Origin of the sequence: Corynebacterium sp. UMB2355A, from assembly GCF_033877495.1 — a bacterium.
Classification (GTDB): domain Bacteria; phylum Actinomycetota; class Actinomycetes; order Mycobacteriales; family Mycobacteriaceae; genus Corynebacterium; species Corynebacterium pseudogenitalium.
Map to the genome: position 1 here is coordinate 1 of NZ_CP138855.1, position 24,478 is coordinate 24,478.

At 58.6% G+C, this 24,478-nt stretch carries 24 protein-coding genes and 3 tRNA genes; 21 read left to right on the plus strand and 6 right to left on the minus strand.

All coding sequences use genetic code 11. The features are described 5' to 3' along the window. From R0V12_RS00005 to ilvC, 3 genes are read left to right on the plus strand one after another with little or no spacing between them, the layout of a single operon-like run. Positions 1-1,875 (plus strand): acetolactate synthase large subunit, encoded by a 1,875-nt coding sequence (locus R0V12_RS00005; protein ID WP_413774858.1) that lies wholly within the window; start codon positions 1-3, stop codon positions 1,873-1,875. A gap of 1 nt (position 1,876) precedes the next feature. Then, complete coding sequence (ilvN, locus tag R0V12_RS00010) at positions 1,877-2,395, plus strand: acetolactate synthase small subunit (protein ID WP_070362578.1); 519 nt, start codon at positions 1,877-1,879, stop codon at positions 2,393-2,395. A 60-nt stretch (positions 2,396-2,455) separates the two neighbouring features. Then, positions 2,456-3,469 (plus strand): ketol-acid reductoisomerase, encoded by a 1,014-nt coding sequence (ilvC, locus tag R0V12_RS00015; protein WP_070362577.1) that lies wholly within the window; start codon positions 2,456-2,458, stop codon positions 3,467-3,469. A 71-nt stretch (positions 3,470-3,540) separates the two neighbouring features. Here ilvC and R0V12_RS00020 read toward each other — a convergent pair whose 3' ends face one another. Further along, positions 3,541-3,945 (minus strand): hypothetical protein, encoded by a 405-nt coding sequence (locus tag R0V12_RS00020; RefSeq protein ID WP_070362576.1) that lies wholly within the window; start codon positions 3,943-3,945, stop codon positions 3,541-3,543. A gap of 99 nt (positions 3,946-4,044) precedes the next feature. Here R0V12_RS00020 and R0V12_RS00025 point away from each other — a divergent pair, with 99 nt between their 5' ends. From R0V12_RS00025 to R0V12_RS00055, 7 genes are all read left to right on the plus strand, one after another. Then, positions 4,045-4,953 carry a cation diffusion facilitator family transporter gene (locus tag R0V12_RS00025; RefSeq protein WP_070362575.1) on the plus strand — a complete coding sequence of 303 codons (909 nt, stop codon included), beginning with the start codon at positions 4,045-4,047 and terminating at the stop codon, positions 4,951-4,953. A 21-nt stretch (positions 4,954-4,974) separates the two neighbouring features. Next, the gene (locus tag R0V12_RS00030) at positions 4,975-6,858 is read left to right on the plus strand and encodes a DUF262 domain-containing protein (RefSeq protein WP_070479163.1); all 1,884 of its coding nucleotides are present in this window, start codon (positions 4,975-4,977) and stop codon (positions 6,856-6,858) included. A gap of 40 nt (positions 6,859-6,898) precedes the next feature. After that, positions 6,899-7,738, plus strand: coding sequence for a hypothetical protein (locus tag R0V12_RS00035; protein ID WP_240492716.1), 840 nt, complete (start codon positions 6,899-6,901; stop codon positions 7,736-7,738). A 56-nt stretch (positions 7,739-7,794) separates the two neighbouring features. Beyond that, positions 7,795-9,381 carry a phosphoglycerate dehydrogenase gene (gene serA / locus R0V12_RS00040; protein ID WP_320072636.1) on the plus strand — a complete coding sequence of 529 codons (1,587 nt, stop codon included), beginning with the start codon at positions 7,795-7,797 and terminating at the stop codon, positions 9,379-9,381. Between the two features lie 72 nt (positions 9,382-9,453). Continuing rightward, positions 9,454-10,470 carry a 3-isopropylmalate dehydrogenase gene (locus R0V12_RS00045; protein WP_256008511.1) on the plus strand — a complete coding sequence of 339 codons (1,017 nt, stop codon included), beginning with the start codon at positions 9,454-9,456 and terminating at the stop codon, positions 10,468-10,470. Positions 10,471-10,534: 64 nt separating this feature from the next. After that, positions 10,535-11,998 carry a cell wall-binding repeat-containing protein gene (locus R0V12_RS00050; protein WP_284817989.1) on the plus strand — a complete coding sequence of 488 codons (1,464 nt, stop codon included), beginning with the start codon at positions 10,535-10,537 and terminating at the stop codon, positions 11,996-11,998. A gap of 36 nt (positions 11,999-12,034) precedes the next feature. Then, positions 12,035-12,826: a fumarylacetoacetate hydrolase family protein gene (locus R0V12_RS00055; protein ID WP_083329507.1), complete on the plus strand. Its 792-nt coding sequence runs from the start codon at positions 12,035-12,037 to the stop codon at positions 12,824-12,826. Positions 12,827-12,832: 6 nt separating this feature from the next. Here the strand turns inward: R0V12_RS00055 and R0V12_RS00060 are convergent, their stop codons facing one another. Continuing rightward, positions 12,833-13,948 carry an isochorismate synthase gene (locus tag R0V12_RS00060; protein WP_320072637.1) on the minus strand — a complete coding sequence of 372 codons (1,116 nt, stop codon included), beginning with the start codon at positions 13,946-13,948 and terminating at the stop codon, positions 12,833-12,835. Between the two features lie 91 nt (positions 13,949-14,039). Here R0V12_RS00060 and gltX point away from each other — a divergent pair, with 91 nt between their 5' ends. The 8 genes from gltX to R0V12_RS00100 all read left to right on the plus strand — a co-directional run bounded on the left by gltX (position 14,040) and on the right by R0V12_RS00100 (position 18,615). Further along, positions 14,040-15,539 carry a glutamate--tRNA ligase gene (gene gltX, locus R0V12_RS00065; protein WP_070976385.1) on the plus strand — a complete coding sequence of 500 codons (1,500 nt, stop codon included), beginning with the start codon at positions 14,040-14,042 and terminating at the stop codon, positions 15,537-15,539. Positions 15,540-15,728: 189 nt separating this feature from the next. Beyond that, a tRNA-Gln gene (locus R0V12_RS00070) sits at positions 15,729-15,800 on the plus strand. A gap of 28 nt (positions 15,801-15,828) precedes the next feature. After that, positions 15,829-15,901 (plus strand) — tRNA-Glu (locus R0V12_RS00075). 83 nt (positions 15,902-15,984) lie between these two features. Continuing rightward, positions 15,985-16,656, plus strand: a complete 672-nt coding sequence (locus R0V12_RS00080) for a hypothetical protein (protein WP_320072638.1) — start codon at positions 15,985-15,987, stop codon at positions 16,654-16,656. Next, positions 16,657-17,244, plus strand: a complete 588-nt coding sequence (locus tag R0V12_RS00085; protein ID WP_320072639.1) for an alpha/beta hydrolase-fold protein — start codon at positions 16,657-16,659, stop codon at positions 17,242-17,244. A 39-nt stretch (positions 17,245-17,283) separates the two neighbouring features. After that, positions 17,284-17,356: transfer RNA gene (locus R0V12_RS00090), tRNA-Glu, on the plus strand. A 128-nt stretch (positions 17,357-17,484) separates the two neighbouring features. Continuing rightward, positions 17,485-18,285 carry a carbonic anhydrase gene (locus R0V12_RS00095; RefSeq protein ID WP_320072640.1) on the plus strand — a complete coding sequence of 267 codons (801 nt, stop codon included), beginning with the start codon at positions 17,485-17,487 and terminating at the stop codon, positions 18,283-18,285. Positions 18,286-18,315: 30 nt separating this feature from the next. Further along, entirely contained in the window at positions 18,316-18,615 is a 300-nt protein-coding gene (locus tag R0V12_RS00100) for a hypothetical protein (RefSeq protein ID WP_070362564.1), read from the plus strand. On the opposite strand, the gene R0V12_RS00105 is transcribed toward R0V12_RS00100, so the two are convergent. Next, a complete protein-coding gene (locus R0V12_RS00105; protein WP_320072641.1) occupies positions 18,596-19,288 on the minus strand; it encodes an IclR family transcriptional regulator in 693 nt (230 codons plus the stop codon). The two genes, R0V12_RS00100 and R0V12_RS00105, sit on opposite strands and share 20 nt — an antisense overlap. Positions 19,289-19,348: 60 nt before the next feature. On the opposite strand from R0V12_RS00105, the gene leuC reads away from it, so the two are divergent. Both leuC and leuD read left to right on the plus strand, forming a co-directional pair. Beyond that, complete coding sequence (leuC, locus tag R0V12_RS00110) at positions 19,349-20,791, plus strand: 3-isopropylmalate dehydratase large subunit (protein ID WP_320072642.1); 1,443 nt, start codon at positions 19,349-19,351, stop codon at positions 20,789-20,791. A gap of 19 nt (positions 20,792-20,810) precedes the next feature. Continuing rightward, positions 20,811-21,407 carry a 3-isopropylmalate dehydratase small subunit gene (leuD, locus tag R0V12_RS00115; protein WP_284804976.1) on the plus strand — a complete coding sequence of 199 codons (597 nt, stop codon included), beginning with the start codon at positions 20,811-20,813 and terminating at the stop codon, positions 21,405-21,407. Here leuD and R0V12_RS00120 read toward each other — a convergent pair. The 3 genes from R0V12_RS00120 to R0V12_RS00130 are packed head-to-tail and all read right to left on the minus strand — an operon-like array spanning position 21,391 to position 23,343. Continuing rightward, positions 21,391-21,852, minus strand: coding sequence for a hypothetical protein (locus tag R0V12_RS00120; protein ID WP_070362560.1), 462 nt, complete (start codon positions 21,850-21,852; stop codon positions 21,391-21,393). The genes leuD and R0V12_RS00120 overlap by 17 nt on opposite strands. Before the next feature lies 1 nt (position 21,853). Continuing rightward, positions 21,854-22,300, minus strand: coding sequence for a YbjN domain-containing protein (locus tag R0V12_RS00125; protein WP_070976395.1), 447 nt, complete (start codon positions 22,298-22,300; stop codon positions 21,854-21,856). 35 nt (positions 22,301-22,335) lie between these two features. Then, complete coding sequence (locus R0V12_RS00130) at positions 22,336-23,343, minus strand: NUDIX hydrolase (RefSeq protein WP_071573936.1); 1,008 nt, start codon at positions 23,341-23,343, stop codon at positions 22,336-22,338. A 113-nt stretch (positions 23,344-23,456) separates the two neighbouring features. Here R0V12_RS00130 and R0V12_RS00135 point away from each other — a divergent pair, with 113 nt between their 5' ends. Continuing rightward, a complete protein-coding gene (locus R0V12_RS00135; RefSeq protein WP_176754843.1) occupies positions 23,457-24,470 on the plus strand; it encodes an NAD(P)H-dependent glycerol-3-phosphate dehydrogenase in 1,014 nt (337 codons plus the stop codon). Positions 24,471-24,478 lie beyond the last annotated feature (8 nt).

The window sequence follows — 24,478 nt, forward strand, 5'->3', positions numbered from 1 at the left end:
GTGGTTGCTTCACACAAGCCCCCGACGAATGCATCGACGCAGCCTGGTGATGAGCGCACCGCGCCGCTGATCACCGGTGCCGACGCTGTCGTTCGCAGTCTTGAGGAGCTAGGTACCGAGATTGTCTTTGGCCTCCCCGGTGGCGCGGTGCTTCCTCTCTACGACGCACTGTTTGCAGCGAAGAAGCTGCGGCACGTGCTGGTTCGACATGAGCAAGGTGCAGGCCATGCTGCCGAAGGGTACGCGGTGGCATCCGGAAAGGTCGGTGTGTGCATCGCCACTTCCGGGCCGGGGGCCACAAACCTTGTCACACCGATCGGTGACGCTTATCTGGACTCTGTGCCGATGGTCGCCATCACCGGCCAGGTAGGTTCGTCAATGATCGGAACCGACGCGTTCCAAGAGGCGGACATTCGTGGCATCACTATGCCGATTACGAAACACAACATCATGGTCACGGACGTCAACGAGATCCCGAGTGTGATTGCAACTGCATTCCACATCGCATCTAGTGGCCGTCCGGGTCCGGTGCTCGTGGACATCCCGAAGGATGTTCAGGCACAGCTCATGGAGTTCTCGTGGCCGCCGAAACTGCTCGAGACTGGGTATGTTCCCGCTGACGAGCCGCTCAGCGAACAGGTAATGAAGGCTGCGGAGCGAATCTCGCAGGCGAAGCGGCCGGTGTTGTATATCGGTGGTGGCGTCGTCAAGTCTGCTGCGAACAAGGAGCTGCTTGAGCTTGTCGAGGCCACTGGCATCCCAGTGGTGACTACCTTGATGGCGTTGGGCGCATTCCCGCAGGACCATCCGTGCTACATGGGCATGCCTGGCATGCACGGCACCGTGCCGGCGGTTGGTGCCCTGCAGGAAGCGGATCTCCTGATCGCAATCGGAACCAGGTTTGATGACCGCGTGACCGGTGACGTTGACACCTTCGCGCCTCACGCAGACACGATTCACGCTGAGATCGACCCGGCGGAGATCGGGAAGATTCGTCCAGTTGATGTGCCGATCGTCGGTGATGCGAAGAAGGTGCTTGCTCAGCTCACTGCAGCGTTTACAGGCTCGCCGAATACTCCGGCGCCGAAGATAGACGCCTGGATGGAGCGGCTTCAGGATCTCCAGGAGCGGTTCCCGCGTGGGTACGACAAGCAAGACGATGGGAAGCTTTCTCCGCAGTTTGTGATCGAGATGCTGTCGAAGACCGTCGGAAAGGATGCGATTTACGCGTCCGGCGTTGGCCAGCACCAGATGTGGTCAGCGCAGTTCCTGGACTTCGATAAACCTCGTCACTGGTTGAGCTCCGGCGGCGCCGGCACCATGGGGTATGCGGTGCCAGCCGCTATGGGTGCGAAGGCTGCGATGCCCGATAAAGAGGTATGGGCCGTCGACGGTGATGGTTGTTTCCAGATGACGAACCAGGAGATCACCACCGCGGCGATGGAGGGCTTGCCAATCAAGGTCTGCCTGATTAACAACGGCAACCTCGGCATGGTCCGCCAGTGGCAAACGTTGTTCTATGAAGGCAACTACTCGCACACCAAGCTCGGTGGGGAAGAGGCATACGTCCCTGACTTTGTGAAGCTCTCTGAGGCACTCGGGGCGCAGGCTGTTCGCGTCACGAAGGAAGAGGACGTCGTCCCCGCGATTGAGTGGGCGCGCGGTATCAATGATCGGCCGGTCGTAGTTGAGTTCATCGTCGGCGAGGACGCACAGGTTTGGCCGATGGTCGCTGCGGGCGCTTCGAACTCAGACATGCAGTACGCGCTCGGGATGCGGCCGTTCTTCGACATGGAGGAATCCGCCGCGGAAACCCCAGAAGCAATTCACGAAGTGTTGACGACACTCGAAGATGAAACAGAGGGAGCGAAATAAGATGGCACCAGTGCAAACAATCACTCGGCATAGGCTGTCGGTGCTTGTGCAGGATGTTGATGGCATCATTACGCGCGTATCCGCTCTGTTTACGCGCCGTGGCTACAACATGGTCTCGCTTGTGTCGGCAAGCACTGAGACCGAAGGCATCAACCGGCTGACCATCGTGGTCGATGCGAGCGAGTACTCCGTTGGGCAGATCCAGAAGCAGCTCAACAAGCTCGTCCAGGTTATTAAAGTCCAGAGGCTTGACGACGACGCCACCGTCGCCCGATCGATGATGCTGGTCAAGGTGAGCGCGGACAACAGTAACAGGCCGCAGGTCGTGGATGCCGCGAACATCTTCCGCGCACGTGTCGTCGACGTCTCGCCCGAGTCCCTCGTGATTGAAGCAACGGGCACGCCCGCAAAGCTGCGGGCGTTGCTTGAAGTACTCGAGCCCTTCGGAATTCGCGAGCTTGCGAGTTCCGGTGATGTCGCGCTTTCGCGCGGCGCCGAAACAATGGCATCGCAATCCTAAGCGCGACGCTATTAACTCCGATATATTTCTCCATACGCATACAGAAAGGTGAGCCGACTCATGGCTATTGAAGTTTTTTATGACCAGGATGCAGACCTGTCCATCATCCAGGGAAAGAAAGTTGCAGTAATCGGCTATGGATCGCAGGGCCACGCGCACGCGCAGAACTTGCGTGAATCCGGCGTCGATGTTGTGATCGGCCTGCGTGAGGGCTCGAAGAGCGCGGAAAAGGCCAAGGAGGCTGGCTTCGAAGTCAAGAGCAACGCTGATGCTTCCGCATGGGCGGACGTCATCATGTTGCTGGCACCGGATACTTCCCAGGCAGAAATCTTCCGCAACGATATTGAGCCAAACCTGAAGGCTGGCGACGCCCTGTTCTTCGGTCACGGCCTGAACATCCACTTCAACCTGATTGAACCAGCGGACGACATCATCGTGGGCATGGTTGCGCCGAAGGGCCCGGGCCACTTGGTGCGTCGTACGTTTACTGAGGGCAAGGGCGTGCCGTGCCTGATTGCTGTCGAGCAGGACCCAGAGGGCAATGGCCGCGACCTGGCACTCTCGTACGCTGCAGCAATCGGTGGTGCTCGTGCCGGTGTCATCCCGACGACCTTCGAAGCTGAAACCGTCACCGACCTGTTCGGAGAGCAGGCCGTTCTGTGCGGTGGCCTGGAGGATCTCATCATGACGGGCTTCGATGTCCTCGTCGAGGCTGGTTACGAGCCAGAAATGGCGTACTTCGAGTGCCTGCACGAGATGAAGCTGATCGTAGATCTGATCTACGAAGGCGGCATGGCGAACATGAACTACTCCATCTCCGATACCGCAGAGTTCGGTGGCTACCTGTCTGGTCCGCGCCTCATCGACGAGGGCGTTAAGGACCGCATGCGTGACGTGCTGCGTGATATCCAGGATGGCACCTTTACCAAGCGCCTCGTTGAGAACGTGAAGAACGGTAACAAGGAGCTGGAGGACCTGCGCGCCAAGGTCTCCTCGCACCCGATTGAGAAGACCGGCAAGGAACTGCGCTCGATGATGAGCTGGGTGCAGAACCCGCTGAATGAGACCGCCTAGGCTTTCTCATAACGTAAAAACTGGGAGCGACCCAACAGAAGGGCCGCTCCCAGTTTTGTTTGTGCTTTGCGCTATTGCGCTGGTGCCGTCTCGGATTCGGGTGCGTCGCTAAGGACTTCGTCGAGATTCACTGTGGTAGTGACCTCTTCCGGCACTGTCGGTTCGGAAGCGTCAGTGTTCGTCTCGGTAGCAGGCTCAACCGTTTCCGTGGTGTCTTCTGTCATCGTGGTGGTGATATCGACGGTTTCAGTTGCCGTCACGCTGGGCTGGTTGTTGTTGAATTCTTCTTCACTTTGGCCGCCGGCGAACAGGGACCACAGTAGCCATGCGAGAAGGAGGAAGACGAGGATGCCAAGGAGCCACTTCCACCAACCGCCGTTCTGCGGAGTTGGCTCGGATGGAGCGGGAAGGTGGCGTCGCTCCTCTGGTATCTCGAGTGGGGGGTTGTTTGGGGTTTCGTGTGGTTGCTGAGTCACGTGTTTCCTTTCTTTTTGGTCCAGGCTAGCAAAAATCGTTCTGATTGCTTCCGAAGTTGCCCGCTTTACTGATATTCAAAGGTGGATTAGAATCACGGCATGTCGCATAGCCAGGACCACGCTCACACTCACGACCACGATCACGTCGGCGACGCGCCACTGCGTGCCCTGCTGATCGCGCTGGGAGTCACCAGCGTGGTCTTTTTCGCAGAATTGATCGGTGGCTGGCTCACCGGTTCGATGGCGCTGATGGCCGATGCCATGCACATGCTGTCGGACGCTGCTGGACTGATCATTGCGGTGATCGCCGTGGTGATAGGGAAGCGGGCAGCCTCGATGAAGGCCACGTATGGATATCGGCGCGTTGAAGTACTGGCCGCGGCGACCAACGCGCTGACGGTGCTTGTGATTTCTGTCTGGATCGTGGTGCAGGCCATTCGTCGAATCTCTGCACCTACTGAGATTGACACGGCACCGATGATGGTGATCGCCCTCATTGGCTTGGTCGCAAACGCGGTATCTGCGTGGGTGCTGCATAGCCAAAGGGAAAACTCCGTCAACGTTGAGGGCGCGTTTTTGCACGTACTTGTGGACATGCTCGGTTCGGTTGCGGTGCTCGTCGCCGGTGCGGTGATTGCTTTTACTGGCAGCCAGCTGCCGGACGTTATCGCTTCCTTCTTGATCGCGGCGTTGGTGTTGCCACGGGCGTGGTCGCTGCTCCGTCACTCCCTCCAGGTGCTACTGGAGCAGGTCCCTCCGGGATTCGATGTTGAGAGCGTCGAACCGGCCCTGCGAGCAATTGCCGGTGTGGTGGATATCCATGACTTGCACCTGTGGTCGCTCGATGGGGTGTCCGTATTGGCGACGGTTCACGTGGTTAAGCACCCTGGTGAGCAAGGAGCCCGTGTTCTCGACGACGCCCAAGAAGTATTGCGTGAGCTGGGGATTGAGCATTCCACGATCCAGGTGGAGCTGCCCGAACACCGCGGCCACGAGAATGTTTGTTGATTCTGTTCTAAAGTATGACTTATGGGTTTTACTACGCCAAGCTATTCACTCAAGGATCTCTTCGCGCGGGCTGAGCGCGGAGAGCTGCAGCTACCCGATTTTCAGCGCGAGTATATCTGGGATGTTGACCGCATTCGCACCCTGGTTACCTCAGTCTTGCGCGGCTATCCAATCGGCTCGTTCCTCGCGTTGGATACACGCGGGACACCGATGCGATTTCGCCCGCGCCCGCTCGAAGGGCTCGAGCCGAGCGTCAAGGAACCGCAACCGGGGCTGTTGCTTCTCGACGGCCAGCAGCGCCTCACTTCGCTGTACCACGCATTTAAGGGCGACGGCATCGTCCCGACCGTAGACTTCCTTGGTCGACGCATTCACCGCCAGTTCTTTGTGGATGTGCGGACGGCCGTCTCTGCCGATCCAATGCCGGTTGAAGCAGTCTTCGCTGTTGACGAAGAAGGCCAGATCCGTTCGCACTTTGGACCGGATATTCCGGAGGGCATCCGGAACCGGGAGGACATGCTGAAGCACGGTGTCGTGCCGGTGTCGCTGTTGCTCTGGAAAGAGGGCAATGACCTGCTTTTAGACATGGCGGCGGATGCCGAGGATCATGAAATGCGCGACGCGGTCAAGCTCTTCCTGAACGAAGTCATGCGCTGGATGCCGGCCTACGATGTTCCAGTGATCCGCATTGACCGGGAGACCTCGCAGATTGGCGTTGGCCAAATCTTCGCCCACGCAAACTCGGCGGGTGTCCAGATGGATGTTTTCGAGTTGCTGACGGCCATGTTTGCTACGCAAGATCCTGACTTTTTGCTTGCTGAGCATTGGCGGGGCGTCGAAAAGCAGTTGCGCGAGTACCCAGCTTTGGATGACATTGGGCGCATTGAATTCCTCCGCGCGATGTCACTTTTGCTGACGAGTCGGCATGGACACGCTGTTGGACACCGCGGCGACATCTTGAACCTTTCCCTCGATGACTACCGCCAGCATGCGCAAGAAATGGCGGATGCGTTTAAGGCGGCGGCTGAGTTTATGGCTGAGCGTTGTATTCTCAGCGTGGATCAGGTCCCGTACACCTCGCAGATTGTGCCACTGGCTACGATTTTGGCGCGTTTGGCAGAGCATCCGCAGTGGGACCGTAGCCAGGAGTCGAAGGACCGTCTCAACCGCTGGTACTGGTCGGGGGTGTTTGGAGAGCTCTACGGTGCGCACGCACCGACAATCCGTGCGGGCCTCGACGTTACCGAGGTCACCCCGTGGGTGCTGCAAGAGACTGACGCGACGCCACGTACAGTGTCCGACGCCACGTTCTCGGAGTCTCGTTTGCTTACGGCGACGGAGGAAAGCGGTGTCTACCGCGGACTGTACGCACTGCTGATGGCACGCGGCGCGCTCGACTGGAGGACAGGAAAGCCGTTCAACCGGGAGACGTTTGCGGAGCTGCAGCCGTACTTCAACACTGTGTTCCCTCCTGCGTTTTGTGACGACATTGGCGCTGACCCAGTCGTTGCGCAGTCGGTGCTCAACCGCACCCCGATGGGCAAGCGCACGGATGTGCTGATTGAGGACAATCAGCCGAAGCGCTACATTCCGCGCCTGCAGTCGAAGTCGCTCATGGACGACGACGAGTTTGATGAAGTCCTCGAAGGCCATGAGATGACGCCAATTTTCTTGCTGAACTCTCAGTGGACGGAGTTCTTGGCGGATCGTCGCGAACGTTTCGTCGGGATTGTCGAGTATGCGCTTGATAAGGCCGTGATCCGCGATATTGATGGCCCACTTGAGTCAGAGGTTGATTTCTCCGAAGAGCCCGAGCCAGAAGTAGAACCTGCACCAGCTGCTGAAGAGCCTGAGTTTGAGGCGCCAGAAGTTGAGCAGGAAGAGCCGGAAGGCGAAGAGGATTAAGCAGGTTGGGATACGGCAGCGTTGCCTCGCATTGTTGTGCGTGGCAACGCTGCTTGTTGCTTGCTCGCCAGAGCAACAATTAGGCCCGCTGGGAGAGGCGAGGAAAGTCAACCAGTCGCGCCATGTATCAGCGATGTTTGAGCAGCATCCTGTCGTGTTAGCAGACCGGACGGGGCTTGCATCGTTGCAGTATTTCTTCCGTGCTTCCGAGACGCTAGTGGTGTCGGATCCTTCAGTAGAAGCACAGCTGCGAGCTGCCTCAATCGCCGTTGTTGCCCACGCCCCGATGTTGGTCTACGACCCGAACCGACACAACGAGATTCTGCAAGAAACCGAGCGTTTACATACCTATACGGTGCTTACGGTTGGTGATGTGCCACTGGCGCAAACCACTGGACGGATGCGTGTGTACCGCGACCCGGGTGGGCGGGGAGCTTTAGGCCCGATGACGTCGCTGATGTTTGAGGAACGATTGATATCCTCACCCGAGTCTGCTGCGCAGGAAGTGGCGAAGTTGCGCTCGCGTGAGCCGACCTGGCTGAGAGCCGCGTGGGCGGACCCTGCCGTGATGAAGGGGGCGCAGGCAAGACCATTCCCGATTCTCTCCCGCAGGGATGCCGATATGGCTCCGTTGGTTGTGGCGACGGCGAATACTTCGATTGCCGCGATCGCGAATGCGCGCAGCTTTGGGGCGAAGGTTGTCTTCGTGGACGAGCCGGACCCGAGAGCATCCTTTGAAACACTATTTGCTCTTGCAGGGTTAGCGGACGGCCCGCTCGTTGCACTTGGAACCGATTTCGGGACCAGCGACGAGCTATCGCGCAGGATTTCGCAAGCGGAAGAAAAGTATCAGGCTAACCGCAGGACAACCGGTAACTGACCTATTAAGGTGTTCGGGGTATCCACTCTGTTTGATTCTCAGGAGACCCCATTCTTATGTCGAAACCTGTTGTCCTCATCGCCGATAAACTTTCCCAGTCAACCGTTGACGCACTTGGCGACGCGGTGGAAGTCCAGTGGGTAGATGGCCCAAACCGTGAGGCGCTGCTCGCGGCAGTCCCCGCCGCGGACGCGCTGCTTGTTCGCTCAGCAACGACGGTCGATCGTGAGGTGATCGAAGCAGGTGCAAACCTTAAGATTATCGGCCGTGCTGGTGTCGGTCTTGACAACGTTGATATTCCGGCGGCAACCGAGCACGGTGTGATGGTTGCTAACGCCCCGACCTCGAATATTCACTCAGCCTGTGAGCACGCAATCGCATTGCTGCTTTCTACCGCTCGCCAGATTCCGGCAGCTGATTCCACGCTGCGTAATGGTGAGTGGAAGCGCTCGGCGTTTAAAGGCACCGAGATCTTCGGCAAGACCGTAGGCATTGTCGGCTTCGGGCACATTGGCCAGCTGTTCGCGCACCGTCTGTCTGCGTTCGAAACCACGATCGTCGCATACGACCCTTACGCGAACCCTGCGCGTGCAGCGCAGATGGGTGTCGAGCTCGTCGAGCTCGAGGAGCTGATGGCTCGTGCAGATTTTGTGACGATCCACTTGCCGAAGACGAAAGAAACTGCAGGCATGTTCAATGCGGAGCTGCTTTCGAAGGCCAAGCCGGGACAGATCATTATCAATGCGGCCCGCGGTGGCCTCGTTGATGAGCAGGCGCTTGCCGACGCCATCAAGTCTGGCCACATTCGTGGTGCAGGTTTCGACGTGTATGCAACCGAGCCGTGCACGGATTCGCCGCTGTTTGAACTCGAAGAGGTCGTCGTAACGCCGCACCTTGGCGCATCTACGGCTGAGGCGCAGGACCGCGCGGGTACTGACGTTGCGGATTCTGTGTTGAAGGCACTGGCCGGCGAGTTCGTCGCTGATGCTGTCAACGTTGCTGGTGGCAACGCGGGCGAGGAGGTAGCTCGTTGGCTCGACTTGTCGCGCAAGCTTGGGCTGCTTGCAGGCAAGCTACTGGAAGAGGCTCCGGTATCGCTGAAGGTGACGGCTCGCGGTGAGCTGTCCACGGAGGAAGTCAACCTGTTGGGCCTGTCTGCTGTGCGCGGTCTGTTCTCGGGCATCGTCGATGAGCCTGTGACGTTTGTGAACGCACCTGCTATCGCTGAGGCCCGCGGATTGAGCTATACGGTCGAGACAGAGACTGAAGCACTGACGCACCGCAGCGCGCTCGAGGTCCAGGCCGTTGGGGCAGAAGGGCAGACCGCTACGGTGACTGGCGCGCTGACGAGCCTGGAGGGCGTCGAGAAGATCGTTCGCATCAATGGTCGCGGTGTAGACATGCGTGCGGAAGGCCGCAACTTGTTCTTCCGCTACACCGATGTCCCTGGAGCGCTCGGAAAGGTGGGTTCGCAGCTTGGTGCGCACGATATCAATATCGATGCTGCCGCGCTGACTCGCACCACGAAGGGCGACGGTGTGGTGCTTATCCTGCGCGTGGATAAGGAAGTTCCAGAGCAGCTCGAGGAGCAGATCGCGCAGTCTATCGACGCCACTTCGATCCAGCTCGATTTGGATTCCTAAAGGCGGTTCCCTCACGGGCGGACAGTGTTACACTAAACGCACTGTCCGTCTGGTGAGAAAGGAATCCCAAAAATGAAGGTTGCTGTTATTGGTGGGGACGGCATCGGCCCTGAAGTGATGGCAGAGGGGCTCAAAGTTCTGAATGCTGTTCGCTCGGACGTAGAGACCACGGATTTTGACCTTGGCGCGCGTCGATACCTGCGTAACGGCGAGCTACTCACCGACGGTGACCTCGAGGCGCTGTGTGAACATGACGCAATCCTGCTCGGCGCAGTCGGGGACCCGCGAAAGGTTCCCGCTGGTGTGCTTGAGCGCGGGCTCCTGTTGCCACTGCGCTTCAAGCTGGATCACTATGTCAACCTGCGCCCGTCGCGCTTGTACAAGAGTGTGACCTCGCCGCTGGCACGGCCGGGTGACATTGACTTTGTAGTTGTCCGCGAGGGAACCGAGGGGCTCTATGCCGGCAATGGTGGCACGCTGCGCGAAGGTACCGAGCATGAGGTTGCCTCCGAAGTTTCTCAAAACACCTATTACGGTGTTGAGCGCGTCGTGCGCTACGCCTTTGAACTTGCTCAGCAGCGCCGCAAGAAGTTGACTCTTGTGCACAAAACGAACGTCCTGGTCAACGCTGGTGGTTTGTGGCAGCGAGTCTTCGACGAGGTCGCGCAGGAGTTCCCAGAGGTGACCACGAACTACCACCACATCGACGCGGCGACTATTTACATGGTCAGCGACCCTTCGCAGTACGACGTCATTGTGACGGATAACCTGTTCGGCGATATTTTGACTGACTTGGCCGGCGCAGTTGCAGGTGGTGTGGGCCTTGCGTGCTCGGGCAATATCAACGCGGCAAAGGTCACGCCTTCGATGTTTGAGCCAGTCCACGGTTCTGCACCGGATATTGCAGGTCAGGGGATCGCCGACCCGTGCGCGATGATTCTCTCCGTCGCGATGATGCTGCGCTTCCTCGGCGATGAAGACAATGCCCAGAAAATTGAAGCGGCCGTGGAAAAGGAAGTGACGGGCCGCGAAGGGGCTGACATTGTGACGACTGAGGTTGGCGACCGGATTGCTGCCGCGCTGAGGTAACCACGTAGGGTTGAGGCCAGATTCAAACAGGACCTCCGTGTAGGAAAGGCGGGAGACATTGAAGATGGCTTCGACCCGGCATCGTGTTGGCAGCGTCATCGTTGCGCTCGGTGTCGCAACGGCAAGCTTGAGTGCGTGCGCAACTGGCGACGCCGAAAAAGGAGCGCAGGGCGCGCAAGCCTTGGAGATGTCCGGTGCCGAGGTTATTCAAGACCCAGACGGGACCGGCGCGGAAGTTTCGAAGCGGTTGTATCCAGCGTCGGACGCTGTGGTTGTCGCGGGTAAGGAGCGGGAGTCGCAACTGCTTGGTGCGGCAATCGCCCTGGAACGTGGCATCCCTTTGTTAGTGCGTTGGCCAGGTACAGACGAGGCCGTTGATGCAGAGATTCAACGACTAGGCGCCACCGAAGTCATCACGCCATCAGAGGAAGCGGGCGTGGAGCCGCTGCAAAGCGACAACCCTGAGCGTGATATCGCCACAGTTGCGGCTACGCAGCCACAGCAACCTGGGGCACTCACACTGCCACCGGTCCTGGTGACGGAGGAGACGTCGCTTGGAGCCGCCGTGTCCGCGCGTGCAGCAGGTGCGGAACTCGAAGTCTTGCAGTTCCCGGATCCACGTGTCACCTCAGACGCTATGCGCACAGTGTTGGAGCAAGACACGCTCGCCCTTGGACTGCAATGGGGCAACACCGAAATGTACCGGGACAAGATCACGCTCGCGACCCACGGTGAATTACCTGGAGGTGGCGGTCTTGTCTTTCCCGGACGGCGCATGATTGCGCTGTACGGGCACCCGTCGGGCCCAGCACTCGGCGTTATGGGGGAGCAGCCTCCGGCTGAAGCGGCGCAGCTAGCAACATCGTATGCGCAACAGTACCAACCGTTGGACGGGCAGCCGGTGATCCCTGCGTTCGAGATTATTGTCACGGTGGCTTCGCAATCTCCCGGCCCTGACGGCGACTACTCCAACGAGACAGCGATCGAGGACCTCGTACCGTACATCGATGCGATCACTGAGGCTGGTGGCTACGCAGTGCTCGACCTCCAACCCGGTCAGGGTGATTTCCTTCACCAGGCCCGACTCTACGAAGAGCTCCTGCTTCGGCCGAACGTGGGGTTGGCACTCGATGCCGAGTGGAAGCTGAATCCCGGCGAGCAGCCATTGTCCCGTATCGGGTCGGCAACTTCGGGCGAGATTAATGCTGTTGCTGATTGGCTTGCGGCCCTCGTTCGAGAGCACAAACTGCCACAAAAGATGCTCATCCTGCACCAGTTCAGGCTGGACATGTACCCGGATCGTGAAAATATCCGCACTGACCAGCCAGAATTGGCGTGGGTGCTCCATGCGGACGGCCACGGCGTGCCGGAGCAGAAGTTTGATACCTGGAACGTCCTGCGTCAAGGTTTGAGTCCTGATTACTTCATGGCGTGGAAGAACTTTATCGACGAGGACACCCCAACCTTTAGCCCGGAGCAGACATACAACGACGTCCAACCTCGGCCGTGGTTCGTGAGCTACCAATAAAGTGCGAGCAGCCTTCGGGGTTGTATGCTCGTCCCTATGCGTTTTGGACGAATTGCTACACCCGAAGGCATGACCTTCGCTGTCATTGATGAAGCGGCGACGACCGCGCGTGCTATTGCTGGTACGCCATTCACCGACCCTGAGTTCACCGGCAAAGAGTGGAAGCTTGAAGAGGTGAGGCTGCTTGCACCGACGTTGCCGTCGAAAATTGTGGCAGTCGGCCGCAACTACGCGGACCACGTCAAGGAAGTCTTTCAACAGACCGCGGATGATTTACCGCCGACGATTTTCATCAAACCGCCGACAGCAGTTGTCGGTCCCGGCGCGCCAATTCGCATCCCCAAGTTCGCTACCCGCGTTGAGTTCGAGGGAGAGCTTGCACTCGTCATCGGCGTGCCGTGTAAGAACGTGAAAGCGGACCAGTGGAAGTCGGTAGTGCGTGGTGTCACCATTATTAACGACGTCAGCTCGCGTGATCTCCAGTTCTCCGATGGGCAGTGGGCACGCGCGAAGGGCATGGATACCTTCGCTCCGCTAGGGCCATGGATTGAGACAGATCTTGAGCGCTTCAATTTTGATTCGCTGCCGATCAAGGCGCACCTCACACATGAGGGGGAGACTGCGACAAAGCAGGATTCCAACTCGGACCAGATGATTAAGTCGATCGGCGAAATCGTCGAGTGGGTCAGCGAGTCATTCACGTTGCTTCCGGGCGATGTCATCGCAACTGGCTCACCTGCGGGGACCGCGGAAATGGTCCCGGGCGACGTGATTGAGATTGAGATCCCAGGTATCGGCTCGCTGACTAACCCGGTGGCGCGCGCCTAGTTGGGGCTAAAGGCCGAGCGCACGCATGATGGTGCGCAGTTTGGCTGTGGTCTCGTCGAGCTCATCTTGCGGGACGGAATCTGCGACGAGCCCGCCGCCAGCCCAGGCGCGAGCCTGAGTGCCCGCGGCGTTGACCTCCGCGCAGCGGATCGCAACCATGTATTCGCCATCGCCGTTCTTGTCGGTATAGCCGACGGTGCCAGCATAGAACCCTCGGTCGGTCTCTGCGGTGGTGATGAGCGCCTCCGCCGCGGCTTGCGGGGTACCGCAAACAGCTGGGGTGGGGTAGAGGCGAAGCGCAAGGTCGAGCGCTGTTGGCGCAGGGTCTTTCAGAACGCCGCGGATTGGGGTGGCAAGATGCCACATTTCTGAAGTCTTATCCAGTTGTGGTCCGTCTGGAATGTCGAGTTGGGAACACAGTGGCGCCAGAATCTCGCGGATGTGCTCGACCACGTACGCGTGCTCGTCGCGATCCTTGGCGGAAGCAAAGAGTGCCTGACCATTCGCCTCATCAGCCGCAGGGTCGTGTGGGACACGGGCAGCTGATCCTGCTAGCGGATACGAACTCACGATATTGCCTTTGCGGCGCACCAAAACCTCAGGTGATGAGCCCACGAAGAAGTGGCCGACACGCCCGCTCGGTGTGAGGTCTGCGATGAACCCGTCGCGGGTATAAGAAAGGTCAATCAGGCGCGCGGCGACCAGGCGAGGATCGACGGGTGGATCGAATGCGATGTCCACTGCACGAGCAAGGACCACCTTGTCCAACATGGACCCCTGGATCGTGGAGACCGCTGCTTCAACCCGGCGCAGGTGTTCTTCCGGGGTGGGATCGACGTCGATAAGCGACGCGTGCAGCTTTGAGCCTGGGCCGACTCGATAGTAAGGATGAGGCTCGAGCGTGCCAGATTCCTGGACTATGGATTCGGGCACTGTCAGCGCCGCGGGCGTGTCTTTATCGAATGGGAGAGCGCCTACCACCATCTCGACGTCGCCGGACTCGAGGGCGTCGATAGCTTTCCATGCGTCTGAGAACGTTTGATTGGTACCTTGCGTGCGCACTGAACCGGTGCTTCGGGAAAGCAGGAAGTCGGGCGCAGTGGTGGGGCGGGCTGAACACATGTGGTCATATTTTACTAGGCGCAGTCCCGTAGCCCGTACTAAGGGCCTGCCATATGCGCCTTGATGGGGCAGGGGCGCTACGATAAAGCACATGAATAAACCAGCAAAGATGCGTGTCCGATTTTGTCCGTCTCCAACAGGTACGCCCCATGTCGGTATGGTACGTACGGCCTTGTTCAACTGGGCACAGGCACGACACAGTGGCGGCACGCTGATTTTCCGCATTGAAGATACCGACGCCGCACGTGACTCGGAAGAGTCCTACCAGGCAATCATCGACTCCTTGAAGTGGCTGGGCCTGGATTGGGATGAAGGCGTTTTGGTAGGCGGCCCACACGAGCCTTACCGCCAGTCGCAGCGAATGGATATCTACAAGGAAGTCCTGGACAAGCTGATCGAAGCCGGGGAGGTCTACCCGGCGTACTCCACGAACGAGGAGGTTCAGGCGCGGCACAAGGCGGCAGGGCGGGACCCCCAGCTTGGCTACGACAACTTCGACCGCGACCTGACCGAAGAACAGATCGCTGCATACGAGGCTGAAGGCCGCAAGCCAGTTTGGCGTCTGCGCATGCCGGACAAGGACTGGACCTGGAACGACTTGGTGCGTGGCGAAGTGACGTTCAAGTCGCAGACGCAGCCAGACTACGTTGTTGCACGTTCGAACGGTGCGCCGCTGTACACGCTGGTCAACCCAGTTGATGACGCGCTGATGCAGGTCACGCACGTCTTGCGTGGTGAAGACTTGCTTTCCTCGACTCCGCGCCAGCTTGCTCTGTATGAGGCGCTCCAGCGTATCGGCGTCGCTGAGTTCACTCCTGAGTTTGCGCATCTGCCGTTCGTGATGGGGCAGGGCAATAAGAAGCTTTCCAAGCGCGATCCGGAATCGAACCTGTTTAATCACCGCGACAACGGCATCATCCCGGAGGGCATGATCAATTACCTCGCGCTGCTGGGCTGGTCGCTGTCTTCTGATGAAGACATCTTCAGCGTTGATCAGCTTGTCGAGGCGTTCGATGTTTCTGATGTGCTTGGTAACCCTGCGCGCTTCGACCAGAAGAAGCTGGAGGCGATCAACGCTGACCACATCCGCTTGCTTGAGCCAAAGGACTTCGAACAGCGCCTGCGTGATTACCTGACCGAGTTCACCGACTTCCCAGCCGACTACCCGGCTGACAAGTTCGCACTCGCCGCCGAGTTGGTTCAGACCCGTATCAAGGTCCTGTCAGATGCGTATGGACTGCTGAAGTTCCTTGTTACTCCGGATGCAGATCTTGTCCTCAACGAGAAAGCGGCGAAGAAGAACCTCAAGGACACTGCTGTTCAGCCTCTCGACGCCGGCATTGCGGCACTCGACGCCATTGCTGAAGATGACTGGACTACTGAGTCCATTGAGAAGGCTCTGCACACCGCGCTGATCGAAGAACTGGAGTTGAAGCCACGCGTTGCGTTCGGTGCGCTCCGTGTTGGAATCTCCGGGGAGCAGGTTTCTCCACCACTCTTCGAGTCGATGGAGCTGCTGGGTAAGCAGTCCACGATGGCGCGCTTGCGCGCTGCGCGTGAGGTTACTCCGTACACTGCGCCGGAGGCTTAACGGGCCTAACGGGACTAACGAGCATTGGCGAAGTTGAAGAGGTATCGCATGGTTTGCGATACCTCTTTTTCTATTATGACCAGGCGATTTGTGTCGTATTGGGCTTTATGGTTATAGTAGTCATCGTTGTTCAGAGCGAGCAAGGCAAAACGAAAGAAACAGTTTAGTCTTGTGAGTGAAGAAAAACAATGGCCTATGGTGTAATTGGCAACACAACGGTTTCTGGTACCGTCATTCTTGGTTCGAGTCCAGGTAGGCCAGCTACAGAACTTTGGTTCTGTGTCCTAATGCCCCGTTCGTCTAGCGGCCTAGGACGTCGCCCTCTCACGGCGGTAACACGGGTTCAAATCCCGTACGGGGTACAAGTAACAGCCAGTGCGTTGCACTGGCTGTTTTGCTTTGTTTACCTTGGTCGGTCCGTCAGTATGGTTGGTACAGTTTCCCTATGCCGATCCCTGTACGAAAACGCTGTGTCCTAGCAGTCTCGGTGGTAGTACTGCTTGCCCAGGCGCAGGTACCGCCAGCTGAAGCGGAGGCCAGTTCAGCCCAGAACAATCCGCTGTCGTCGATCTTCACAGGCGAGCCTTCGCGGTCAGGGTCGAGCGTGCTTGATGCCGCAAGCGTGGTGTTGGCGGTTCTCAGCCTGAGTTCCGCAGTGCCATTGCTCGCCATCCCCGCAGCGGTGTTGGTTGCGTTAGGCAGGGGAGAGCTGGGGTCATCGATGTACCAGCTGTATCCGGGAAGCTCCACTGGTTCGTCGAGAGGAGATGCATCAGCAACGTTTCCAGCGCATGAAGCGCCGCCCGCTGAGCTGCGGTCTATGCGCCAAGTTGAAGGGGACTTGTGGGAACTCACGGTGTGGTCGCCGTCGATGCAGCGAGAGGTGACGAATGATGTGCTGCTGCCGCGTGGCACCGCGCCTCGACCAACGTTTTACCTCATGATGGGGGCAGACGGCGCTGCGGGCGGCTACAGCTGGGCGAATTCCTCGGACTATCAAGCGTTCTTCGCTGGCAAGCTCGTCAATGTGGTGACACCGAAGGGGTCAGTGTCTTCAATGCAGGCCGACTGGTATCGAGAGGACCCGGCTACAGGTACGAACAAGTGGCTCACCTAAATGACTCGTGAGTTACCGCCACTTATCGACGCCCAGTTCCACGGCAACGGGCACGACGCCATCGCCGGCATCTCGATGTCTGGTGGCCCTGCGCTGGACATCGCCGTGAATGCTCCGGATCGGTTCGTGGCGGCCGCATCCTACTCGGGCTGCCCGGCGACCACCGGCGTGCTCGGCGGTATCTACACATCGTCAGGGGTGACAATGAACAAGGGGAACCCGGTCAACATGTGGGGGACGTCGTCGAACAGGGCGTGGTGGCGGCACTCGCCAATTCTTAACCTGGAGCGACTACGCGGGACCACGCTATGGCTGGGGGCTGCACAGGGCGTGCCCGGCGCGATTGACGAGGAGGCATCGTCAAAGAGGCTCGGAGCGCCCATGGTAATCGAAGCAACTTCGTATGCATGCTCGAAGTACTTCGCTGAGACAGCCGAGCAGCAAGGGCTCAACGTGACGTGGCATGAAATCGTTGAGGGAACCCATACGTGGGGAGTGTTTGAGCATATGCTGCGAGCGTCATGGCCAACCATCGAGGGCGCGTTGCGGGAAAGCGGCGCGTGGCCTGCAGATTTGGAGAGTTCATAGGGCGACGTTTATTGTTAACGAGTCGCAAAAAGCGAGCGCGCCCCGTTCGTCTAGCGGCCTAGGACGTCGCCCTCTCACGGCGGTAACACGGGTTCAAATCCCGTACGGGGTACAAATGGCAGTCAGTGCAAGCACTGGCTGCCTTTCTTTTTGTGCTTCAAAGGCATGTAGTTTACAGGCTGCGCAGTTCGCGTACCATCGGAGGACCAAACTCCAAGATGAAAGGAACGTGAACATATCATGAGAAAAGCTCATTCTGCCGCGCTTGCAGCGGTGGCTGCTAGCGCACTGCTGCTGGGCGGCTGCTCGCAAGCTGGCACGAGCGCACCATCCACATCGTCAGAGGCCGCCCCGGCCAGTGAAGCGCACTGGGGGTACGAAGGAGACGGTGCTCCAGAGCACTGGGGCGACCTTTCGACCGAATTCGAGGTCTGTGGAAATGGCAAGGAGCAAAGCCCGATTAACCTGCGTGACGCTACCCCTGAAGACTTGGCAGACATAGAGTTTGCATATGCTGCCAGCACGGGTGAAGTTCTGAATAACGGACACACGTTGCAGTACACGCCGTCGACAACGCAGAAGGTAACTCTCGACGGTGAAGATCTGGAGCTCGCGCAGCTGCACATGCACACTCCTGCAGAGCACGAGTTCGACGGTAAGCAGCTTCCTGGCGAGATCCACTTTGTACACAAGAATGCGGCAGGTGACATTACAGTCCTCGGAATTCTGCTTGAGGAAGGTGCACCGAACGAGCTAGTGCAGTATCTGCTTGATAATGCGCCAGAGAACGTGGATACCTCACATATCTCTCAGGAGGAGATCAACATCGCGGATGCTCTTCCAGCATCACATGAGTACATCACGTATGGAGGCTCTTTGACGACGCCACCTTGCTCTGAAAACGTTCGCTGGATGGTAATGACGCAGCCGGTAACTGCCACAGCTGAGCAACTGCAAGCATTCGAATCGCTGATCGGCAAGAATGCTCGTCCTGTTCAGGACCAAAATGGCCGTGAGCTCACGTTGGACGCCACGAGCTAACAAAGTAGTGATAGGGAGTACGCTGGTCGCGTGCTGATTACAGTGTTGCTCTCCATCACGTTCGCGTGCGGGCTGATCATAGCAGCCCTGCATGTGTTGAACCACCAGTTCATCGCCCCTGTGTATGACGTGTGGCTCAACCTCGCAGCGTTTGCAGCGGCCACGACGTCGAATACGTTGCTGCACCAACCGTTGCCGGCGGTTCTGTCGGGGTGTGCTGTGGCCGCCTGGGTGTATCTCGGAATGAGAACGGTGAGAGCGAAGCGTGCTGGACTTGTTGCTGGCGGGCAGCGCCGCCAGCAATCAAGGGTTACCGCAGGGCCTCGGTGAGCTCCTGAGCAGCCTCATGCAGCTCGGGGCCCCACTTTTCGATTGGGGTGGGGGTGAGCCGCTTGGCAGGCCCGGAAACGGAAAGGACAGCGATGACTGATCCGTCTGGGTTGGTGATGGGCGCAGACAGGCTCGCCAGCCCAACTTCACGCTCTGCGATTGACTCAGCGAGTCCGGTTACACGGATCGCCTCGAGGTCTTGCGAGGGAAACGGAGAGGCGTCGATAAGTGAGTGGGCGGCGAACACACGGGCAGCTGAGCCTGCGGTGAGTGAGAGCTGCGAGCCCACGGGAACTGTGTAGGTGAGGCCGCTCTCGGGCTTTTCTGCCGCGATGCAGGTGCGGGTGTCCCCGCTGAGCTTGTAGAGCTGCACGGACTCGCCAGTGACTTCAACGAGGTTGCGCATGATTGGTGCGGCGGCAGAGAGCAAACGGGGGGAGGAGTGCCCTGAAAAGTGGGAGAGTGCGCGGCCGATCGTCCATTGTCCGTCCTCTGTCCTTGCTAGGACGTTATGCACTTCCAGTGCAGTGGCTATTCGGTGAGTCGTCGCTCGGGGCAGTCCGGTTGCTTCGCTGAGCTCGGCGAGGGTTTTGTCGCCGCCTGCGACCGCTCGTACGATGGAAATCGAGCGATCGAGCACTTTAATTCCAGAGTCTTCGCTATACTGTCTCACGTCATGGATTCTACCATCTCACTCGGTGGGAGGTGGTTGCGACTGTTGAGGAGGAGCAAGATGGGCCAAAAGCCATTAACGCTGGCGGAAAAAGTGTGGCGTGATCACGTGGTCACCCGTGGAGAGAACGGTCAGCCTGATCTTCTCTACATCGACTTTCAACTCCTGCACGAGGTGACGTCACCGCAGGCATTTGATGGTTTGCGCCTCAACGGGCGCCGCATGCGCCACCCAGAGCTGCACCTTGCTACCGAAGATCACAACGTGCCAACCACGGGCATCGTTTCTGGCGAGCTGACAGAAATTAGCGACCCGACCTCGCGCACCCAGGTCTCGACGCTGCGAAAGAACTGTGAAGAGTTCGGCGTTGTGCTGCACGAAATGGGCGATAAGGGACAGGGCATCGTCCACACCGTTGGTCCACAGCTGGGCATTAGCCAGCCCGGCATGACGATTGTGTGCGGCGACTCGCATACGTCGACGCACGGTGCGTTCGGTTCGATCGCCATGGGTATCGGCACCTCTGAGGTAGAGCACGTCATGGCGACCCAGACGCTGCCGCTGGCACCGTTCAAGACGATGGCGATTGAGGTCAGTGGAACGCTGCAACCTGGTGTGAGTGCGAAAGATTTGATCCTGGCAATCATCGCCAAGATTGGTACTGGCGGTGGCCAAGGGCACATCATTGAATACCGCGGCGAAGCCATTCGGAAACTTTCAATGGAAGCGCGCATGACCATCTGCAACATGTCCATCGAGGCAGGCGCCCGTGCCGGCATGGTGGCACCCGATGAGACGACATTTGAGTATGTTAAGGGACGTCCGTACGCGCCGAAGGGGAAGGACTGGGACGACGCAGTGGCGTACTGGAAGACGCTGCCAACTGACCCCGGCGCGAAGTTCGACGCCGTCGTCGAGATCGACGCCTCGACGCTTACCCCGTTCGTCACCTGGGGTACCAATCCTGGCCAGGGCTTGCCGCTGAGCGCCTCTGTTCCTGATCCTGAGGACTTCGGAGACGACAGTGCGAGGCAGGCCGCGGAAAAGGCATTGCAGTACATGGGGTTGACCCCTGGCACGCCGTTGCGTGACATCAAGATTGATACGGTCTTTCTGGGATCGTGCACGAACGCGCGCATCGAAGACTTGCGCGCCGCTGCAGAGGTTGTGCGCGGCCAAAAAATCGCGGAGGGGACCCGCATGCTGGTCGTGCCGTCCTCTGCCAAGGTCAAGCAGCAGGCGGAAGAAGAAGGCCTGCACACAATCTTTGAGGAGTTCGGCGCTGAGTGGCGCACCGCAGGTTGCTCGATGTGTCTGGGTATGAACCCCGACCAGCTTGCACCTGGAGAGCGCAGCGCTTCGACGTCCAACCGGAACTTCGAGGGCCGCCAAGGACCTGGGGGTCGGACGCACCTAGTTTCGCCCGAAGTTGCGGCAGCTACAGCAGTACTCGGTCACCTCGCCGCACCCGCAGACATCACTTCCACCGCCAACGCACAGTAGTCAGGAGCTGAACACGATCATGGAAAAATTCACAACCCACAGTGGCGTCGCAGTTCCGTTGACGCGGTCAAATGTGGACACCGACCAGATTATTCCCGCCCGCTACCTCAAGCGCGTGACCCGCACGGGGTTCGAGGACGGCCTGTTTTCAAACTGGCGTACCAACGAACCTGACTTTGTGCTGAACAACGAGGCATACAAGGAAGGGTCGGTACTGTTCGCCGGCCCTGACTTCGGCACTGGCTCCTCCCGCGAACACGCGGTGTGGGCTCTGCAGGACTACGGGTTCCGGGCGGTATTTAGCCCACGGTTTGCTGATATCTTCCGAGGCAACGCGGGCAAGGCGGGCCTTCTAGCTGGCATCATGTCGGAGTCTGACATCGAACTGATCTGGAAGCAGCTCGAGCAGGCACCAGGCACTGTCGCTACTGTTTCATTGCCGGACCGCACCGTCACAGTCGGGGAGAGTACCTACTCGTTCGACGTCGACGACTACACGCGTTGGCGCCTGAGCGAAGGCCTCGACGATATTGGGCTGACGCTGCGAAACGAGCAAGCCATCGAGGAATACGAACAGCAGCGTCGCCCGTTTTACCCCGCTACTTCTCTTCGGTAGCAGGGGTGCCGAGACGTTCGAGAGCTGAAGGTGCGAACGTGGATAAGAAGTCGCGGACCGACGTTGTGATGCCGTGAATAGCAGACGAAACGTGGTCCGCGAACTGCTGGTCGCTGTACTCCCAATAGCCCGGCATGACATACGCAACGCCCAGAGCGGAGACATCGCGCTTCTCGTCTTTCATTACGACGAGCGATGGGAATGCGTGGGCGTTGTTGTAGTCCTCGCACCACGTGAGCACTTCGTCGAAACGACTTGCGTCGACAGCATCGATTGAGACAGTAGAGACGAAATGCAGACTTGTATCGACCAGCTTCATCTCAAAGCCGATACCGGAAAATGCTGTAATGAGAGAGTTGTACTGCGTAGGCTCCCGGTACTCCCAACCGCGTTGGTCAAACAGCTTGCGAAGACGATCAAGACTTAACGGCTGTAGCTGTTGCATTTTACTGTTCCTTCTCCTGCTTGTACGGGTGCTTGTCTTTGAGATGCGCGAAGTTTTCGTCGAGCGCTTCCACCGCGTAGTGCATGATGGAGAAGTAAAACTGCAGCATTGACTGCAGCTGCTCGTCGCTGAAACCGTCGGAGGAGAAAAACGGTGCCTCAAATAGCGCAACCAGAGCACCGTCCTCGCGCTGAATCGGATGTGCACGAACGAGGGGCAGTGAGCGGTTCAACTCATTGATGCTGAGACGAAGATTGCTCTTATCTGCATTCATCTTCGCGGTTCCAAGCCACTGGCTGGTGATCTTGAATCCGATGTCCTTGACTTCAAAGAAGCACATGATCGACGGAAACGCGGTGCGGGTGAGGCCGTCCTCGGAACTGCGGAAATACTGCAATTCAAGCGCATCGAGTGCCGCTTCGATTCGTTCTTGGGTAACTGGCTGCAACTGGGCAGTCCTTTCTTTTTCTAGGCGAAGTGTCCTTAGAGCACCGGTAGTGGAGATGGCATGTAGTCGGCGCCGATGAGTTGCCCATCGTTAAAGGACAGTACCCATACCGACGCCTTCTTCGCCAGGATCGGCGAATCGATCGGCAGACGACCGTCGGCCGAAAGCGCAGCAATCATCTCAGGGATGACCCCACCCTGCGAGCACACAACGTGTGTGCCACCGCGTTTGATGAGCGCATCAAAATCTGCGCGGGCAGCTACCTGGTTCTCCTGCCACGCGATTTCACCGAAGGTGGCGTCGATCGTGATGTCTTTACCGAGTGCCTTCGCAAGTGGGATCAGTGTCTGCTCGCAACGCAACGGCTCGGCAGAATAGAGAGACTCAGGAGCGAACGCCTGCAGCAGCGGCACAAGCGCCTTCGCCTGGCGCTTGCCCTTCTTATCGAGCGGCCGACGACTATCGTCGTGCTTCCAGGCCTCCTTGTAGTTCGCACGAGCGTGGCGCACGTACAGAATCCTGGTGTCAGCAGGGGTGGCGAAGCGCTTCGCAGCTTTCAGCAATACTTGCCTGTCGAGCTCGTAGCTCATCAGCTGCGTCGCATCGTCGATGTTGAGCCAGCGGATCTCGTCGACCTCATTGTTAGGAGTGAACTCGCCGCCGACTACCTTGCCGGTCCAGTAGTACACAACCTTCGTCGTGTTCTTAACTGGATACACGGTTTTGCCAATCAACTTTCCCAGCCGGACTTCGTAGCCAGTTTCCTCCTGAATTTCGCGAACGGCGGTGGTAACGAGGAACTCGCCCGGATCCACCTTGCCTTTGGCGAGCGACCAGTCGTCGTAGTGTGGGCGGTGGATACAAGCGACTTCTATAGAATCCGGATGCTCCAGATCGCCACGCCACAGCACGGCACCCGCAGCGAGCGTTGTCTTCTTGAACTCCCGATGCGGATGGCGGGGGACTTCTTGGTGGCGTCCGGTAATGAACATTTCTCCGAATTGGTCTTTGTGTTGTTCGTGGAGCTTCGTTGAACGTGACATACTTTCTATCTTTACGCACTTTGCAGGTTTTCGCTGCAGCGACAGGTCAGCGGGCTGATTGTGGATATTGGCGGTAGAAAAGTGCTAGCGTGAAACGGTTCATGCAGACAGGAATGGCGGTGGCACAAGTGGTAAACGTAGCGGTAATGGGTGCAGGTTCCTGGGGGACAACCTTGGCCAAAGTGTTTGCCGATGCCGGCAACATGGTGCAGTTGTGGGCACGCCGGGACGAGCTGGCGAAGACCATGCAGGAGACTCGGGAGAATCCCGATTACCTGCCGGGGATTGCGCTGCCGGACGGGGTCTTCGCAACGTCTGACGCGGAAGCGGCACTGCAGGCTGCCGATATCGCTATTTTTGCTGTGCCGAGCCAAACCATGCGCCAGAACCTGGAAGTGTGGGCCCCGCTGCTGCGTACTGACACTACGCTGTTGTCCATTTCGAAAGGTATTGAGACTGGCACATACATGCGAATGTCGGAGATCATCGCTGAGGTTACCGGTGCAGAGGAGAACCGAATCGCGGTGCTCAGTGGGCCAAACCTTTCCCGCGAGATTGCTGAGGAGCAGCCGGCGGCCACCGTCATCGCCTGCAGTGACATTAACCGTGCGAAGCTCGTGCAGGCGGCGTGTGCGACGTCGTACCTGCGCCCGTACACGAACACTGATGTTGTCGGCTGTGAGATCGGAGGTGCGACGAAGAACGTCATCGCGCTCGCCTGCGGCATGGCTTCTGGCCAGGGGCTAGGGGAGAACACGCTGGCAACGCTCATTACCCGTGGTTTGGCTGAAAGTACGCGTCTAGGCCAGGAGTTGGGTGCCGACGCCCGGACGTTCGCAGGCCTGGCGGGCATGGGGGACTTGGTTGCCACGTGCTCCTCGCCGCTGTCTCGCAACCGAACTTTCGGTTCCGCGCTGGGGAAGGGGGCCACGATTGAAGAAGCGAAGGCTGCAACGAAGGGCCAGGTTGCCGAGGGAGTTATTTCCTCACGCAGCATTTATCAGCTCGCCGAGCGCCACGGCGTGGACATGCCGCTGACACAAGCCGTTTTCGCGGTGTGTCACCAGGGTGTGACGGTGGAAGAGACGATTGCTGCGTTGATGGGTCGGTCGAAAAAATCGGAGTAGACACCAGG

Bases quoted from the DNA above. Each gene is read 5' to 3' on its own strand.
- ilvN (WP_070362578.1), top strand. From the start codon at position 1,877: ATGGCACCAGTGCAAACAATCACTCGGCATAGGCTGTCGGTGCTTGTG.
- ilvC (WP_070362577.1), top strand. From the start codon at position 2,456: ATGGCTATTGAAGTTTTTTATGACCAGGATGCAGACCTGTCCATCATC.
- R0V12_RS00025 (WP_070362575.1), top strand. From the start codon at position 4,045: ATGTCGCATAGCCAGGACCACGCTCACACTCACGACCACGATCACGTC.
- R0V12_RS00030 (WP_070479163.1), top strand. From the start codon at position 4,975: ATGGGTTTTACTACGCCAAGCTATTCACTCAAGGATCTCTTCGCGCGG.
- serA (WP_320072636.1), top strand. From the start codon at position 7,795: ATGTCGAAACCTGTTGTCCTCATCGCCGATAAACTTTCCCAGTCAACC.
- R0V12_RS00045 (WP_256008511.1), top strand. From the start codon at position 9,454: ATGAAGGTTGCTGTTATTGGTGGGGACGGCATCGGCCCTGAAGTGATG.
- R0V12_RS00050 (WP_284817989.1), top strand. From the start codon at position 10,535: ATGGCTTCGACCCGGCATCGTGTTGGCAGCGTCATCGTTGCGCTCGGT.
- R0V12_RS00055 (WP_083329507.1), top strand. From the start codon at position 12,035: ATGCGTTTTGGACGAATTGCTACACCCGAAGGCATGACCTTCGCTGTC.
- R0V12_RS00060 (WP_320072637.1), bottom strand. From the start codon at position 13,948: ATGTGTTCAGCCCGCCCCACCACTGCGCCCGACTTCCTGCTTTCCCGA.
- gltX (WP_070976385.1), top strand. From the start codon at position 14,040: ATGAATAAACCAGCAAAGATGCGTGTCCGATTTTGTCCGTCTCCAACA.
- R0V12_RS00080 (WP_320072638.1), top strand. From the start codon at position 15,985: ATGCCGATCCCTGTACGAAAACGCTGTGTCCTAGCAGTCTCGGTGGTA.
- R0V12_RS00085 (WP_320072639.1), top strand. From the start codon at position 16,657: ATGACTCGTGAGTTACCGCCACTTATCGACGCCCAGTTCCACGGCAAC.
- R0V12_RS00095 (WP_320072640.1), top strand. From the start codon at position 17,485: ATGAGAAAAGCTCATTCTGCCGCGCTTGCAGCGGTGGCTGCTAGCGCA.
- leuC (WP_320072642.1), top strand. From the start codon at position 19,349: ATGGGCCAAAAGCCATTAACGCTGGCGGAAAAAGTGTGGCGTGATCAC.
- leuD (WP_284804976.1), top strand. From the start codon at position 20,811: ATGGAAAAATTCACAACCCACAGTGGCGTCGCAGTTCCGTTGACGCGG.
- R0V12_RS00120 (WP_070362560.1), bottom strand. From the start codon at position 21,852: ATGCAACAGCTACAGCCGTTAAGTCTTGATCGTCTTCGCAAGCTGTTT.
- R0V12_RS00130 (WP_071573936.1), bottom strand. From the start codon at position 23,343: ATGTCACGTTCAACGAAGCTCCACGAACAACACAAAGACCAATTCGGA.
- R0V12_RS00135 (WP_176754843.1), top strand. From the start codon at position 23,457: ATGGCGGTGGCACAAGTGGTAAACGTAGCGGTAATGGGTGCAGGTTCC.